The 15,813-nt window shown below is 35.1% G+C and carries 14 protein-coding genes; 8 read left to right on the top strand and 6 right to left on the bottom strand.

What is annotated here, in order from left to right:
• The first annotated feature begins 83 nt into the window (after positions 1-83).
• The 8 genes from M0D21_RS16250 to M0D21_RS16285 all read left to right on the top strand — a co-directional run bounded on the left by M0D21_RS16250 (position 84) and on the right by M0D21_RS16285 (position 8,626).
• Positions 84-3,722 carry a S8 family serine peptidase gene (locus M0D21_RS16250; RefSeq protein ID WP_248331460.1) on the top strand — a complete coding sequence of 1,213 codons (3,639 nt, stop codon included), beginning with the start codon at positions 84-86 and terminating at the stop codon, positions 3,720-3,722.
• Positions 3,723-3,927: 205 nt separating this feature from the next.
• Positions 3,928-4,083 (top strand): PLDc N-terminal domain-containing protein, encoded by a 156-nt coding sequence (locus M0D21_RS16255; RefSeq protein WP_248331903.1) that lies wholly within the window; start codon positions 3,928-3,930, stop codon positions 4,081-4,083.
• Positions 4,080-4,421 (top strand): DUF2834 domain-containing protein, encoded by a 342-nt coding sequence (locus M0D21_RS16260; protein ID WP_248331462.1) that lies wholly within the window; start codon positions 4,080-4,082, stop codon positions 4,419-4,421. Before M0D21_RS16255 ends, M0D21_RS16260 begins: the two co-directional genes overlap by 4 nt.
• A 60-nt stretch (positions 4,422-4,481) precedes the next feature.
• Positions 4,482-4,895, top strand: a complete 414-nt coding sequence (locus M0D21_RS16265; protein ID WP_248331464.1) for a hypothetical protein — start codon at positions 4,482-4,484, stop codon at positions 4,893-4,895.
• An 82-nt stretch (positions 4,896-4,977) separates the two neighbouring features.
• A complete protein-coding gene (locus tag M0D21_RS16270; RefSeq protein ID WP_248331466.1) occupies positions 4,978-6,270 on the top strand; it encodes a WG repeat-containing protein in 1,293 nt (430 codons plus the stop codon).
• A 14-nt stretch (positions 6,271-6,284) separates the two neighbouring features.
• Positions 6,285-6,788, top strand: coding sequence for a hypothetical protein (locus tag M0D21_RS16275; RefSeq protein ID WP_248331468.1), 504 nt, complete (start codon positions 6,285-6,287; stop codon positions 6,786-6,788).
• 463 nt (positions 6,789-7,251) lie between these two features.
• Complete coding sequence (locus tag M0D21_RS16280; RefSeq protein WP_248331470.1) at positions 7,252-8,199, top strand: hypothetical protein; 948 nt, start codon at positions 7,252-7,254, stop codon at positions 8,197-8,199.
• 16 nt (positions 8,200-8,215) lie between these two features.
• Positions 8,216-8,626, top strand: coding sequence for a hypothetical protein (locus tag M0D21_RS16285; RefSeq protein ID WP_248331472.1), 411 nt, complete (start codon positions 8,216-8,218; stop codon positions 8,624-8,626).
• A gap of 9 nt (positions 8,627-8,635) precedes the next feature.
• On the opposite strand, the gene M0D21_RS16290 is transcribed toward M0D21_RS16285, so the two are convergent.
• The 6 genes from M0D21_RS16290 to M0D21_RS16315 form a co-directional block, all read right to left on the bottom strand.
• The gene (locus M0D21_RS16290) at positions 8,636-9,349 is read right to left on the bottom strand and encodes a 3'-5' exonuclease (RefSeq protein ID WP_248331474.1); all 714 of its coding nucleotides are present in this window, start codon (positions 9,347-9,349) and stop codon (positions 8,636-8,638) included.
• On the bottom strand, positions 9,339-10,499 hold the full coding sequence (locus M0D21_RS16295) for a serine hydrolase domain-containing protein (protein ID WP_248331476.1): 1,161 nt from the start codon (positions 10,497-10,499) through the stop codon (positions 9,339-9,341). Before M0D21_RS16295 ends, M0D21_RS16290 begins: the two co-directional genes overlap by 11 nt.
• A gap of 522 nt (positions 10,500-11,021) precedes the next feature.
• Entirely contained in the window at positions 11,022-11,780 is a 759-nt protein-coding gene (locus M0D21_RS16300) for a LytR/AlgR family response regulator transcription factor (RefSeq protein WP_248331478.1), read from the bottom strand.
• Positions 11,777-13,723, bottom strand: a complete 1,947-nt coding sequence (locus M0D21_RS16305) for a histidine kinase (protein WP_248331480.1) — start codon at positions 13,721-13,723, stop codon at positions 11,777-11,779. Before M0D21_RS16305 ends, M0D21_RS16300 begins: the two co-directional genes overlap by 4 nt.
• Positions 13,724-14,201: 478 nt before the next feature.
• On the bottom strand, positions 14,202-14,681 hold the full coding sequence (locus M0D21_RS16310; protein ID WP_248331905.1) for a methylated-DNA--[protein]-cysteine S-methyltransferase: 480 nt from the start codon (positions 14,679-14,681) through the stop codon (positions 14,202-14,204).
• Positions 14,681-15,766: a CNNM domain-containing protein gene (locus M0D21_RS16315; RefSeq protein ID WP_248331482.1), complete on the bottom strand. Its 1,086-nt coding sequence runs from the start codon at positions 15,764-15,766 to the stop codon at positions 14,681-14,683. The genes M0D21_RS16310 and M0D21_RS16315 overlap by 1 nt, the downstream gene beginning before the upstream one ends.
• Positions 15,767-15,813: the final 47 nt, after the last annotated feature.

Genomic DNA, 15,813 nt, shown 5'->3' on the forward strand with positions numbered 1-15,813 from the left:
ATTGACAATATTTTAAGAGTTTTGGTCGTTTCCTTAGATTTTTTCAAGGAATCCTAACTAATGCTAACTCAAACTCAAAAAAAATGAAAAAAAGCTACAGAAGTCTTAGTCTAGCTTTGAACTTCACACAAACCAAATTGAGCGTAATTGCATTTTTTACAATGCTGCTCGTTTCGGCCGGTCTTTTCGCGCAAACCACTGCAGATAAGGCAAAAATGGCACAACAAACCAACTTAGCAAAATTAAATCAATTACAAGCCGACTTTTCCCAAAAAGCGGCACTCGACAAGAAGAAAGCTGTGCAAATGGCACAACTTGATGGTAGACCAACCAAAATTCAAGCAAAAAACGGAAGTTACTCTGAGCTTCAGAAAGTTGCTTCTTTTGGAGGAAAAAATTATTATATCTATTATACCACTAATAACGTAGATGCTGCCAGATCTACAAGAACCAACCACCTTAATTCTGGAGGATCTTTAGGATTAAATCTTGACGGGCAAAATATGACAGCTCACGTTTGGGATGGTGGTCACGCACGTGTTACGCATCAGGAATATGATGGTCCTGGAGGTAACAATCGTGTAACCATTCAAGATGCCTCTTCAGAAGGAGGAACGCAACTTAACTTTCACGCAGCTCACGTAACAGGAACTGTAATGGCTTCTGGAGTGCAAGCCGATGCAAAAGGTATGGCGCCTCAAGCGAAAGTACATGGATATATGTGGAACAATGATGTTTCTGAAGCTACTTCTGCTGCTGCAAACGGAATGTTAGTCTCTAACCACTCTTATGGTTTTAGAGGAGATCTTGTTCCCGATCAATATTTTGGTGCATATATCGATGAATCAAGAAATTGGGATGAAGTAATGTTCAATGCACCTTTCTACCTTATGGTAGTTGCTGCTGGTAATGATGGTAACCAAAATGGTTATAACGGTGCTCCTCTTGACGGAAACTCTTCTTATGATAAGTTGACAGGGCACTCTACTTCAAAAAATAATTTAGTAGTTGCAAATGCACAAGATGCTAATGTAAATAGTAACGGATCACTAGTTAGTGTTTCAATCAATTCTTCAAGTAGTGAAGGACCTACTGATGATTATAGAATTAAGCCTGATATTACTGGTAACGGTACTGGAGTGTACTCTACGTACCAAAATAGTGATACTGCATATAATAGTATTACCGGAACGTCTATGGCATCACCAAACGTTACGGGTTCATTATTATTATTACAACAACATTACAACAACATCAATGGTAACTTTATGAGAGCAGCAACCTTAAAAGGTATTGCTCTGCACACTGCCGACGATGCAGGACCATCTGGACCAGACGCTGTTTACGGTTGGGGATTATTAAATGCTAAAGCAGCTGCTGAAGTAATTACTAATGCTGGTAGTGGAGAGTCTAAAGTAGAAGAATTAACACTTAATGGTGGTCAAAGCTATACTATTACTGTTGATTCTGATGGGACTAGCCCTTTACTAGCTTCTATCTCTTGGACAGATCGTCCTGGAACTGCTGTAACTGCTACTAACTCTAATACTCCGGTTCTTGTAAATGACCTTGATATAAGAGTAACAAAAGGATCTACTACATATGAGCCTTATAGACTAACTAGTATCACTACTAACGGTACTGGTGACAACAATGTTGACCCCTATGAAAGAATAGATGTAGCAAATGCTTCTGGAACATACACCATTACTGTAACACACAAGGGATCATTAACTGGTGGAAGCCAGAACTTCTCTCTTGTAGTAACAGGATTAACAGGAACTCCAGTAGTTTGTAACGCAACAGTACCAACAAATGTAGCCGCTTCAAACATCAGCCATGATTCTGCAACCATAGGATGGACTGCAGTTCCAGCTGCAACTTATGACGTAAGATACCGCGTAGCAGGAAATTCTTCATGGACAACTTTACAAGATGTTGGAGGAAATTCTACAAATTTAAGTGGGCTTACAGAATTAACTTCATATGAGGTACAAGTAAGAAGTAAGTGTTCTGATGGAACTACTTCTTCGTATAGCCCGACAACTACATTTAGTACTATAGAGTTCCAATTAACCTATTGTGACTCAAACGGACAAAGTGTGGCTGATGAATTTATTAGCAGAGTACAACTAGGAACTATAGATAATACTTCTGGTGCTGGATCTGGAGGGTATACAGATTTTACTTCGGTATCTACAAGTTTAGCAAAAGGTAGCTCAAATACAATTACAGTAACTCCTACCTGGACAGGTACAACGTATAACGAAGGATATAGTGTTTGGATCGATTACAACCAAAACGGTGTATTTACTGATGCTGGAGAACAAGTTTGGACACAAAGTGCAACCCAAACAACTCCAGTAAGCGGATCGTTTACAGTACCTTCAAGCGCTGCAGATGGGCCTACCAGAATGCGTGTATCTATGAAATATAATGGTGTGCCAACTTCTTGTGAGTCTTTCCAATATGGAGAAGTAGAAGATTATACGGTATCTATTGGAGGAACTGCTCCCGATACTCAGGCACCAACTGCTCCTACAAGCTTAGCAGCATCTAATATTACTGAAACTACCCTTACCTTAAACTGGACAGCTTCTACAGATAATGTAGGTGTTACAGAATATGATGTATACCAAGGAAGCACAGTATTAGGATCTGTTACCAATACTACTGCAAATGTTACGGGTCTTACTGCAAATACTGCATATCAATTTAGCGTAGTTGCAAAAGATGCAGCAGGAAACGAATCTGCTGCAAGTAACGTAGTAAGTGTTACTACTAGTGGTGGTGGAAGTGGATCTGGATGTACATCTGGAATCACTGCATTCCCATATAATGAAGGGTTTGAAAACACATTAGGAGCTTGGACACAATCTACTGCTGATGATATTAACTGGACTGTAGATGCAAACGGAACACCATCTAATGGTACCGGACCATCAAGTGCTACTCAAGGCTCTTACTATATATTTGTTGAAGCTTCTGGAAACGGAACCGGATATCCTAACAAACAAGCAATCTTAACATCTCCATGTTTTGATCTTAGTAGTTTATCTAGCGCTTCATTAACGTTTAGCTACCATATGTATGGAGCTGCAGATATGGGAAGCATAGCTGTTGAAGCTAGTACAGACGAAGGTGCTACTTGGACCAGTATCTGGAGTCAAACAGGAAACAAAGGAAACTCTTGGCAAAACGCAAATATTGATCTTGCTGCATATGTAGGTGGTGGAGTTCAATTACGATTCAATAGAATTACTGGAGCTACATGGCAAGCCGATATTGCCATAGATAACTTATCTATTGGTAGTTCTGGTGGTGGACCTGTTGATCAATGTGAGGGTGTACCTGCATGGAGCAGCACACAATCTTACTCAGTAGGAGATCGTGTAACATACCAAGGAAGCCTTTATGAAAGAACAGCTACAGGATGGACTAATTTAGGACCTTGTGGTACTACAACATCATTTGCTGTAACTTCTGATGGATTTGGACCTCCAATAGGAGCAGATTTTATCTTATCTCCAAACCCAGCAAACTCTGTGCTTAACGTATCTATGAGAACTTTCGGAACTCACCAGTACCGAATCTTAAATATGTTAGGACAAGTAGTGGACAAAGGAACATTTACCAATGTGATTAATGTTCAGAAATTAGAAAATGGTCCTTACATCTTAAATGTAGATAATGGGACTATAAAACGTTTTATTAAGCAATAAAGCCAATAAACAATCAAACCTTAAAAGCCCGAGACATCGTTTTCGGGCTTTTTTGTTTTATAAGAATAAAATTATAATTTAGTGACACCTACCCCACATGAAGTGCAGCATCATTTCATATAAATCACGAAAAGCAATTATTGATAAATTTTACCATATGATTATTTTAGGAATGTTGGGCCCTTGGCAAATCCTGTTACTGTTAATGCTAATTATACCGATTATTGCCTTGATCGATATTTTACGAAGTAATTTCAAAGGAGACAACAAACTAATTTGGGTATTGGTTGTACTCTTTTTTAATATAATAGGTTCCCTATTATATTTTATTATAGGAATAAGACAAAAAATGAAAAAATGAAACGCAAGTATGTATTCTTAATCTTGGCTATTCTAGGAGTCTGTTATACCTGGTATTTTAATATTCGGTTTTACATGACCGCAGAAGACACCTCTTTACTCAATTATATTGCACAAACAAAAACTACTTTCCCGGCCAGATCATTTAGTGCAGATTTATTGGTAGTAGTATTTACCTTCTTTGCCTGGTATATTCCAGAGTCTTTAAGGCTCAAAATCAAATATTGGTGGATACTCATACCTCTAACTTTTCTAGTGGCGATTGCCTTTACGTTTCCGTTATTTTTATACATACGACAATCGAAACTGGATCAATTAAATGCATTACCACAAAAGTGATCTCGTCTCAAAAAATGATATTAATACGTTTTAGTATTGCCACTCCAAAATAAAGCTATTATGCCAACCACATGCCCGCTGGCTCCAAGCGATAAAAAGGAGTATATCACCGATATTGGAAAAATACTGGTGCAGAAACATGGAAAAAAGAAGCACTACTCCCCAGAAGAAGTAAAAAAAGCGCACCAACAGAGCAAATGGTATGAAGGTCTTGATTTTTCCTGCTGGGCTATGTGCATATTCTCATCACATGGGGGTTTCGAAAGTTATCATCTACAACATGATGAAACTTGCGAATATGTAATCATGAAAGGGGAAATGCTTCAAGATCTCTCTAGTACAGTGTCTGAAAAATGGTATGAAATTTCAGAGATAGATTTAGACACTTCCTGGCTAGATATTGGAGATGTTTTTGATGGCATATTGGAAGGGATCACCGAATTTTTTGGACAAATTCTAGATGGTATTTCGTAAAAAAACGCTTAACCAATGATAACTAACCTTAGACACAAACTTTCCAAAGTAAATATTGTATCTTAAACATAATTTTCTATACATGATTAAAAAGCTTTTATTCTTTTTTTGTTTATCGATTTTCTGCTCAGGTTTTTCACAACTTAATAGAGATATCTATGTATTTGAAGATGGTAACCAAAAGGGATACGTTGACCATAATTTAAACATTATAATTCCTGCGAATTATCAAGAGTTAGGTGGTTCCCCTAAAAAATTTAATGGATATTATTCTATTTTCAAGAAAAATAATAAATACGGAGTCTTGAATATGAAAGGTGAACATTTGATTACTGCAAAGTATGACTACCTCAGCTATTCTCAAATACCAGGTGTTTTTCAATGTCAACTAAATAACAAATACGGATTAGTCGATAGTAGAGGGAAAGAAATCATCCCGGCACTTTACGATTACTCTCCAGACTTTATAAATAAAGGAAAAGCAATTGTAGCCGAAAAAGAACGGAAATATGGTATACTTGCTCCTAGTGGGAACCCAATAATACCCTATAACCACGAATATATCGATGCCAACTTTGAATCTACATTACAAGCATTTAGAAAAAAAGACTCTTATGGTTATATCAATCATAAAGGAACAGAAATAATTCCTGCCACGTTTGGACCTTCGCGAAATTTTAGAGGTAAGTACGCTATAGTAACTAAAGAAGGATCATATGGTATTATAAACAAAAAAGGGGAGCTGGTACTGCCAGCTGAGTATCAGGATATACGTTATAAGTGGAGTTTTTTTGGTTTTGGTAATGAAAGGCCAACAGCCAAGGTATATTTTGTAAAGAAAGATAATAAGATTGGGGTTTTTGATAAAAACCTAAAAGTTATAACAGCACCTATTTATGACGAGATTGGAAACTTTAAAGACGGGGTCGCAGTAGTTTCTAAAAATAACAAATACGGTTTTATAAATGCAAAAGGTAAAGTTGTAATTCCACTAGAGTACGAAGACGCCGATTTCTTTTCTGAAGGTCTAGCTCCTGTAGTTAAAAATGGAAAATGGGGATTTATTGACACCAAAAACAATGTGGTTATTGATTTTAAATTTAAAGGCTGTGTAAAGCCCTTTTCTGAAGGCCTTGCAGTGTACAGAAAACGTAATCATACCTCATCTAAAGCTCACTATGTAGACGATCGTTGTGGGTATATTAACAAGAAAGGAGAGATAGAAATTGACACCAAATATAAGGAGGCACAAAATTTTAATAAGGGTGTTGGCGTTATAGAAGATGAACAAAATAGGTATTTGCTCACTAGGGATCTAAGAACATTTTTATTAAAATCGATTGAAGACGAACCAGTTATCATGGAGTCTTACTAAAATTGTAATGTATTATGAAATCGATATTTCATATTTTAATGCTATTGATTTTTTCTAACACTATTGGTCAGGAAACTCCTGGATATATAGAAATTAGAAAGATTATAGAACGCTCTGCTTCTTCATTAAATACAGCATTGATAGTTCCTGATTCTGACTTTTATATTGGAATTAGAAATAATGGAATTGTAGAAAATATTGATCAAGACCCATGTATCGATATTCAATCTGACGATGAAAAAAACAAGCAAATCCTAGCTGTTTTAAAAAAGCATAAGTTATTAGACAGTTTATACATGGGGGCAGATAATCAATTCATTAACCTTCGTACATCTAAATCTATAAAACCTGAAAACACCAAATTTTATATTGAACTTACTCATACAGGAGAGAATGCTCCTGATCAGATTTTTATTCCCATTTTGGAATATGAAAAGGCATACCAACTTATTGAGGATCTAAATATAATTTTCGACAACGAAGCGTGTTACAAAAAACTCATCCGTAAGATGAGATGATAGGTTATCTAGAAAGATTATGTTTTCCCTAAAGGAATGTTAAAATAAATCCGGTTATGTTAAAATAAATGCTTATATTCGCATTCGAAATACCTTCACACCCAACATTATATTTAGCTTACTCCCAGAATTATTTTCAATTTTTATTGCAAATTTTTAGTGTTTTAATCTATTGTATAGGTTTTAATTCTGTTTTTTGATGTTAACGCACTATACCAACCATATTTAACGGTGGGGAATGAAAGTTCTACACCTGCTTGCTGGTAATTATATCGAAGGACTTACTCGAATCTACCTGTCATTGACAAATTTAAAATTCGAGTCTGTTGGGGGGACACAACGGACATATAATTACCGAACTCCCCCTCCTGAGGGAGGGGGTTATTTATAAACCTTTCGACACAATATAACTATAGATGCACACGTTTCCTTCGCAAATCATCTCAATTGCAAAACCTTGTTTATGAAACAACTACTAATTTTACTATGTTTATGTACCATTTCAGTAGGTTTTGGTCAAGATGAGCGCAAAGAATCTTCTCAAATTCAAAATAGTAAAACCAGTACACACATACATATTCCGGGCACAAAACTCTCAATAATCCCTCCTTCTGGTTTCAAAATAGCGACGGCATTTACGGGTTTAGAAAAAGGAGAATCAGCTTTAATTCAGGTATATGATCTTGTGGGTGGTAATTTCTATACCAACGCGAATAAGTTTACCAAAGAACGTTTTGAAAAAAGTGGCGTTACCGTTTTTGATTATCAAGAAATGACCATTAATGGATACTCAGGAAAATATATTCATCTTCAAGGCAATCCAGATAAAAAAGGGATTAGTTTGGTTTTTGGTGATGAGACATTTACGGCCATGATTATGGCACTTTATATTGATAATAGCGATAATACAGCCGAGCAAATTAAAGATGCCTTATTTTCTTCGGTTTATGAAAAAGACATGCCGATCGATCCTTTTGAAACCGCAGTATTCAATCTTGATGATTCTAACACCAAATTTAAATATGCAAAATCGGCTGCAAATACTTTTATCTATTCTATTAATGGCAGCAACGAGCTTGATACGAATAGAGATTCGATTATGGTCGTTCTACCATTCCCTGCAGATCCAAGTATGACTGCCAAAAGTATTGCCGAGCAAATGATAGGATCACTTAGAAACAATGGATTAAGTGAAATCAAAATTTTAAGCACCTCTAACGACACTCTCAACAACTACTCGGCGTATCAAATTAAAATGGAAGGTAAATTAAATGGTAGTCCAAGTAAATTACTGGTACAAACCGTTACTCATGGTGAAAATGCAGTAGTATTTAAGGGGTTTTTGAAAGAAAAATCGAATGCAGTGATTGAAGATTTTGAAGCATTAATTAAAACCTTGAGAATGAAATAAATCAACTAAACTATACATGAACAACACAAGGTTAGACAAGATTTTAAGGTTCATAGCAGATCAAATTGAAGGACCGAAGGGAAATTGGCATTTTGTGGTTCAAGACATACAATTTATATGTCTCACTGATGAGTTACACAATCGAATGCGAATTATATCTCCTATTATAGAGCATAAAGATATGAGCAAAGATGATTATTATCGGTGTATGAAAGCTAATTTTCATTCTGCTATCGATGTTAAGTATGCGGTTTCTGGTAAAGTTCTTTGGGCAGTTTTTATGCATCCCTTAAAAGAGTTAACGACTCCACAAGTAGAAGATGCGATACATCAGGTGTTCACGGCAGTTAAAACTTATGGCACTTCTTACAGTAGTTTAAACCTTTATTTCCCAACAGATGAGGATCGAAAGCGTTACTTGAACTAAGAAATACGTCTAAACTGAAACCACCTCTTCTTCTCCAAGTAATTCCTCTTGTCTTAGGCGCAATAAAATTTGAGCTACAGCTACGGTATCTTTTTCACAGTACACTATAATTCTATCGATATCTTGTTCTTCATAAAAGACCTGCCTAACCTGGCTACCATCGATATCATCTTTCGGAGAAGGTATCCCGAGAATGCTAGTAAGTAGTTTTAAGGATGTATAGTGCTTATAGTCTCCAAACTTCCATAAATCCATAGTGTCCAAATGCGGAACTTCCCATGGCTTTTTGCCAAAGAGATTAAGCTTATAAGGCAACGCAATATTATGTATGATCATTCTGCGCGCGATATAAGGAAAATCAAACTCTTTCCCGTTGTGTGCGCAAAGTAGATGATGAGCTTTGGTAAAATGCGTCTCCAGAAGATTTTTGAAATCTATGAGTAATTGTTTTTCTTCTCCGTAAAATGAAGTAGTTCTAAAAGATCTATTTTCTCCTTTGAAAGTGAAATATCCCACCGAAATACAAACGATTTTACCAAACTCTGCCCAAATCCCTGCCCGATCATAAAATTCTTCTGCTGTAAAATCTTCTTTACGTTGATATTTTGTTTTATCTGCCCATAATTGTTTCATTTCAGGATTAAGGTCATCAAAATTCTCATGTTCTGGTACAGTTTCTATATCCAGAAATAAAACATGTTCTAAATTCAATTTATGAAGCATTCTCCATCATTTTATAAGCCTCTTCTATAAAGACAAAGAAATCGTTTGTAAAAGATTCTCCAGGCACAAACTCTCCCCTATTATGTCCAAGTCGCACAATAATAACATCATCTTCAGGAATACAAATTACATACTGCCCTAAAATTCCTCTCATAGCAAATATCTTTTTATCGAGATGATCTGACAGCCAAAAACCATATCCATACATATCATCTTCAGGAAATCGTTGTCTTGTCGCCAATTCTGTAAATTCTGCTGGTAAAATTTGTTTCCCTGCATATACGCCTTTGTTTTTAAACAGGACTCCAAATCTGGCGAAATCCCTAGCGTTACTAGCCACACAACAATATGCTTTTTCCATACCACTATCCTCACTATCGAGTTGCCATATAGCATCCTGATTCATCCCCATGGGGGCCCAGAAACTTTCACTAAGGTACTGTGACAATGTTTTTCCTGTTGCTTTTTCGATTACCATACCTAACAACTGTGTGTTTCCACTCAAATATTTAAATCTTTGTCCTGGTTCCTCTACTACTTGTAGTCCCAACAAAACTTCACGAATATTAGTATCGTAATATGCTTTGGCCGTTATAGAAAAAGGACTTGTATAGTGTTCTACCCAATTTAACCCAGAAGACATCGAGGACAAATCTCCCACAGTAGTTTTGGCAGCTAATCCTTCAGAAAATTCAGGGAAAAAATCACCTAATGGTTGATCCAGGTTTTTTATGTATCCGTCCATTATAGCTTTTCCTAGCATAGCTGTTACTATACTCTTAGCCATAGAGAAGGAATTGGTTTTTGAAGTGGTTCCAAAACCTTCGGCATAGTTCTCATACCATATACTATCACTTTTAATAATCAAAAAAGCCACTGTTCCCAATTCATCATTGATCTTGTTTAGACGGTCAGTACTTTTTACCGTATTATATTTCTCATGAATCGCCCAAGGTATAGTTGCATTTCCTTTAGCAATTGTTCGATTATCAAAATGGGTATAATCATCTAAATAGGCTGTGGTGTGACCAGTCATATAGACCACACGAACTCCTTTTAAAATATATTCTGAATCGAATGCGTATAACAATCCTACACACAGGAGAAGAATAATTCCAAGACCCCTAAGAAATTTTTTTAAGATTTTCATATGATTTAAATTGATGAGAAAATGAGTTTAATTTCCAACTTCTAACCCTACTAATGTAAGAAAATTAATCACAGTGAATTAGATCCTATCTATTATCATTTTGTACAATATAAACTTTGAGTTCATTATCATGGATCATTTGGTGATAACCCCGAATAATTCTAAATAAGGTTCCAAAAATTAATACTGCAATGATACTATTTATAAGTTTCAAAAAATGAAACTCAAAAAAAAAGAGTGTCTACAAAGACACTCTTTTACATTTAAACAAAATTTTACGTTTCATAGACCGAGGTCTTGGCCCACCTGAATTACGGAAAATAAATCATTCTAATGTGTAACCAAGTAAAGGGGCATTCATAATAAGCTTTTGTTTGAATTTGTGTAACTTTAAAGGTAAATACTATGAACAGTATTTTTGCCCTCGATGTTTTAAACGTAGTTTTTAGTGTATAAAACAACAATTTCATTACATCAAATTAATTTCACAAAAACAAACACCTAATATCGTTTTAGGATAAATTATAAAACATTCATCCTTTCATACAGTTCTTTTTTGCTTTTCCTTGAAATTGGCAAGGACTTCCCATTCTTCATAATTACTGACCCTCCTTGTTCTTTAATCAGAAAATCGATATGGTTTAAATTCACCAAATACGATTTATGAATTCTCAAAAAGTCGTAATTTTTTAGTTTAGATTCGAAATGTTTGAGGTTTTTAGAAATTACAATTTCTGTATCATCAATCATTACAAAAGTGGTGTAATTACCATCACTAACACAGTACAAAACATCAATAGCCTTTACCACATGCACTCCTCTAGCATCGGTAATCGATATTTTCGGTGTTTCTGTGATTTTTGAATAGAGTTCCTTAAAATCATTTACAATACTTTCTTTAGATTGATTTTCATTTTTCAATCTAAATGTTTTATCTACCACCTTTATTAATCGTTTGGGATCTACTGGTTTAAGTAGGTAGTCTATAGCGTCATATTGATAGCCTTGAATTGCATATCTATCAAAAGCCGTGACAAACACAATTGTAAAATCTATACTTTCCAGCTCATTTAAGATATCGAACACAGAAATTGCACCCAATTGAATATCCATAAACACGAGGTCTGGCTTCATTTCTGTAAGCACTTTTAGGATCGATGATCTATCCTTAGCCTGTGCGATCACTTCGACTTGAGGACAATAAGAATCCAAAAGCATCTTGATATTCTCTCTATCCTTTTGTTCGTCGTCTATTATTATACAAGTAAGCGATGGTGTCATTTGTGTTCATTTATTATGGGTAGTGTAATAATTACTTCGGTTCCTAAAGACGCTCCAGTGTCATCTATGAGATCATTGATACGTACATTGGCATTATCATTACCGATTCTGCTCAATATTCGTAATCGTTCATCGGTATTTCTAGTAGCAATTGATAAGTGAATAGTGTCATTCCCTTCCTTTTGCAATCGCTCGGCTTCTAAACGGCCAATTCCGTTATCTCTAACTTTGCAAAATACAGTATCAGTGCCTTTCGCAAAAGACACTATTAATTTTCCTTTTTTCTTCGAATGCGAAAAACCATGTATTATCGCATTTTCGATATATGGTTGTATAACCATTGAAGGAATTACAGGATTGGTCTCTACCAATGTGTCATCGATATCATAGATCACCTCAAAACTTTCACTAAATCGTTCTTGCTCTATATTGATATAAGATTGCAAAATCTGTAATTCTTCTTTAAAATTGATGTAGATACTATCAGAGCTTGATAAAATATTTCGAATTAACCCTGAGAGTTCTGTCATATATTCATTGGCCTTGAGATTGTCTTTTTTCAGAATAAAGTTCTGAAGTGTACTAAAAGAGTTAAACAAAAAATGAGGATTCATAGTCGACCTCAGAGATTTCAACCTATTCAAACTTAGTTCTTCATTAAGTTGATGAAATCTTACTCTATTTGCATGACCGCGATATAGTAAAAAGAATAACGCAGCAAGTAAAAAAGCACCTAACAAATAGCTAAACCATCTGCTTTTACTCATAGCCTGACCGATCTTAAAGTTTTCTTCCTCCAGGTCCAGGATTTGCTCTTCTTTAATAGCCAATAATTTCTTACTCTCTATTTTGGCTATCTCTTTACTAATTTTAATGTTATCGAGCGTAGATATTAAAGGTTTTATCTCTCTCATAAGCTTTAAACTAGCAGCTAAATTTCCTGTTTGCTCATAAGATTTAGAGAGATCTTCTTTGGTAATAATAATATTGGCAACATCATTTTTCTTAATAAAAAAACGCTCTGCAATTTTAAAATGGGTAATCGCTTTTTCGTAATCTCCCAACTTAAAGTAAATAAATGCTAAGGTATGCATTAATGCAGGGTACAAGCTATCCCGATCGTTATACTGGATATTATCAAAATCGATATTGTTATTGATCAAAGCCAGGGCTTCCTGAGCCATACCCTTCTGAACGTAGGACCAAGCCATATTGTTATAGGCCAAATTGCAGGTTCTCGATGTCTTATTATTTTTACACCCTTGCAACGCTAGTTTTGAGTAATATATGGTAGAATCGGGTTGGTGATCTGAAAAAGAAGCCGAAATGTTTATGTAGGTTATTCCTTTTCTATAGTCTGAATCATCTTTGATATGGCGAAGAGCTTGTTTAAAATCTATCTTACTTTGGTCCAAATCTCCAATATCCATAAAAAGTAGCCCTCTTGCAGTACAAGCTTCCCAAATATTATCGTTGCTTTTGGTGTTTTCTGCCCTTTGCATAGCCTCATTAAAGTACTGTAGTGCCTTAATAAAATTCGATTGTCTTTGATTAAGCTCCCCATACCTAATCGTGCTTATAGCCAAACAATCCTGATCATCAACCTTTTCACAAAAGTCATAAACAAAGTCTATGATATGTCTGGCATTTTCATGCTTTTCTGCTATTGCAGACAAGAATCTTTCTAATCGAAATCCCGTTTGAATAATTCTTTTTTTGTCTCCAGTTTTTCTAGCTAATCGAAAGGCATTGAGATAACTAGTTTCTGCCTCTTCAATATTCTTTGCTTTCTGCAAACTGTCGCCTTGTTTAAGTAATAGTTTTATAGAATCTTTTTGTACGGTTGTTGTTCTTTTTAATTCTCTATCGATATCATCTTGTCCCGTTATATTACCTGCCAATAATAGCAAGCAGCTAATCAAAATGTAATTATATCTCTTCATTTAGAATTAAAATATATAGTTATTGTTATGTCGAAGGACCTTTATATTCATGAATTAGACAAAGTAGTTACTATGTTTTCAGATCCTATTAAGTATAACAATTATACGTATTTTCAAAAGTTCTGCAACCTTAAACAGCAGTCTTTTATATATATACAACGTATTTTATGTAATGTACCCTAGTTTTTTTGTCGGTTATTTTCAAAATGCTTAAATAAAAAAACTGGTTATTGTAAAATACAATAACCAGCTGCATATAATTGAATGATTTGTGTGAGTTTAATTTCAGTTTTATAAAACCTGTGTTATCACTTTAACCCATTGAGAACAGATTTACATATACACTAAAATTTTCATCATGAAATTATCGTTTATTTACTTAAGTACTAATTGAGTTTACACCAACGGCAATATTGGTTGTATAAAATGCAAAAACAATGTGTTAATGGAGATTTTCTAAGATTAAAAGCACATTCTATTAAAAAAGAGATTGCTGTTTACTAGGGCTTTCATGCTCTAATAACCACTTTTTTCGCCATAATCCTCCAGCATATCCTGTGAGGGATCCATCACTACCAATTACTCGATGACATGGTACAATAATCCACAAAGGGTTTTTACCATTGGCACTTGCCGCTGCTCTTATCGTTTTAGGATCTCCTAATCTTTTGGCGATATCTAAATAGGAAACCGTTTTCCCAAAAGGAATCTTAAGCAGCTCTTTCCATACCTTTTTTTGAAATTCTGTTCCCGAAGGATTTAATTTTAAGTCAAAGTGAGTTCGTCTACCCTCAAAATATTCCTGAAGTTGCGTTACAGCTTGTTCAAGATAAGGAGGAGCTTCTTGTTGTTCTTCAATTTTTTCTATGTCTTTAGTTACAGAAACACTGGATAGTCCATTTTCATCTCCAGAGAGACATGCAATACCCAAGGGAGTTTCAATATATGCAGTCGTTATCACTCTTCAGGTTTATCTTCCAGAATACCCAATCTACGTGCTCGGTTTTCCCAGTTTTTTCTGGCTAGCACCTGCATATCGGTTTCAGTATCACTTTCGTCTACTATTTCTAATCCAAGTAACGTTTCGATAACATCTTCCATAGTTACTAATCCATTTACCGAGCCATATTCATCTACGACCAAAGCGATATGATTTTTGGTCTGAATGAGTTCATTAAACAAATCTGGGATGGGTAAATTCCTCGTCGTAAAAATGATAGGTCTTTTTATATCAGCCAACGTTTTATGACCATTCTGATTGGCCATTTCTTTAAAAATCTCATCCTTCAAAACCTGACCAGTAATATTATCGGCATTGTCTTTAAACACCGGAATTCTTGAAAAACGAAGGTTCTGATTTTCATTAAAGAATTCTTCAACTGTAGTTTCTTCAGAAGCAATTTTCATAACCGTTCTGGGTGTCATTACATCTTTAGTGAAAATCTCTTTAAAATTAAGAAGGTTTCTAATTACTTTAGACTCTGACTCTTCAAAAACTCCTTCTTCTTCGGCAATATCGGCCATAACAGAAAAATCTTCTCGACTAAGCACAGAACCATGATGTCCTTTTCCTCCGATTACCTTAGTAGTAAGTCGCAATACCCAAAGAATACCTGTGTATTTTAAAGGAGCAATAAGAATAATTAATGCTTTAGAGGTAAAATTGGCAAGTTGTTTCCAAAAAGTGGCCCCAATAGTTTTTGGAATGATTTCAGAAACTACCAAAATTAATATGGTCATTATTGTTGATACAATACCTACAATATTCACTCCTAGAATTTCAATCTTATATGGAAGTTGCTCTGCCTGTACACCCACTAAAATTGCTCCTACTGTATGTGCAATAGTATTCAAAGTAAGAATGGCTATCAAAGGTTGATCTACATCTTTCTTCAAATTTTCTAAAGTAGTAGCATATGGTTTCTGTTCTTTCTTCTTTACATTAATAAAAGTAGGAGTTACACTAAGTAATACTGCCTCTAAAATCGAACATAAGAACGAAAAGAAAATAGAAAGTACGGCGTAAATAATGAGTAAGGTCATGTTGTTATAGATATGTAGCTAAAGTACGGATTTTAGTATATGTTTTG

This window comes from Aquimarina acroporae (assembly GCF_023195925.1).
GTDB lineage: Bacteria > Bacteroidota > Bacteroidia > Flavobacteriales > Flavobacteriaceae > Aquimarina > Aquimarina acroporae.

Bases quoted from the DNA above. Each gene is read 5' to 3' on its own strand.
- M0D21_RS16270 (WP_248331466.1), top strand. From the start codon at position 4,978: ATGATTAAAAAGCTTTTATTCTTTTTTTGTTTATCGATTTTCTGCTCA.
- M0D21_RS16250 (WP_248331460.1), top strand. From the start codon at position 84: ATGAAAAAAAGCTACAGAAGTCTTAGTCTAGCTTTGAACTTCACACAA.
- M0D21_RS16255 (WP_248331903.1), top strand. From the start codon at position 3,928: ATGCTAATTATACCGATTATTGCCTTGATCGATATTTTACGAAGTAAT.
- M0D21_RS16275 (WP_248331468.1), top strand. From the start codon at position 6,285: ATGAAATCGATATTTCATATTTTAATGCTATTGATTTTTTCTAACACT.
- M0D21_RS16280 (WP_248331470.1), top strand. From the start codon at position 7,252: ATGAAACAACTACTAATTTTACTATGTTTATGTACCATTTCAGTAGGT.
- M0D21_RS16315 (WP_248331482.1), bottom strand. From the start codon at position 15,766: ATGACCTTACTCATTATTTACGCCGTACTTTCTATTTTCTTTTCGTTC.
- M0D21_RS16265 (WP_248331464.1), top strand. From the start codon at position 4,482: ATGCCAACCACATGCCCGCTGGCTCCAAGCGATAAAAAGGAGTATATC.
- M0D21_RS16285 (WP_248331472.1), top strand. From the start codon at position 8,216: ATGAACAACACAAGGTTAGACAAGATTTTAAGGTTCATAGCAGATCAA.
- M0D21_RS16295 (WP_248331476.1), bottom strand. From the start codon at position 10,499: ATGAAAATCTTAAAAAAATTTCTTAGGGGTCTTGGAATTATTCTTCTC.
- M0D21_RS16305 (WP_248331480.1), bottom strand. From the start codon at position 13,723: ATGAAGAGATATAATTACATTTTGATTAGCTGCTTGCTATTATTGGCA.
- M0D21_RS16290 (WP_248331474.1), bottom strand. From the start codon at position 9,349: ATGCTTCATAAATTGAATTTAGAACATGTTTTATTTCTGGATATAGAA.
- M0D21_RS16300 (WP_248331478.1), bottom strand. From the start codon at position 11,780: ATGACACCATCGCTTACTTGTATAATAATAGACGACGAACAAAAGGAT.
- M0D21_RS16260 (WP_248331462.1), top strand. From the start codon at position 4,080: ATGAAACGCAAGTATGTATTCTTAATCTTGGCTATTCTAGGAGTCTGT.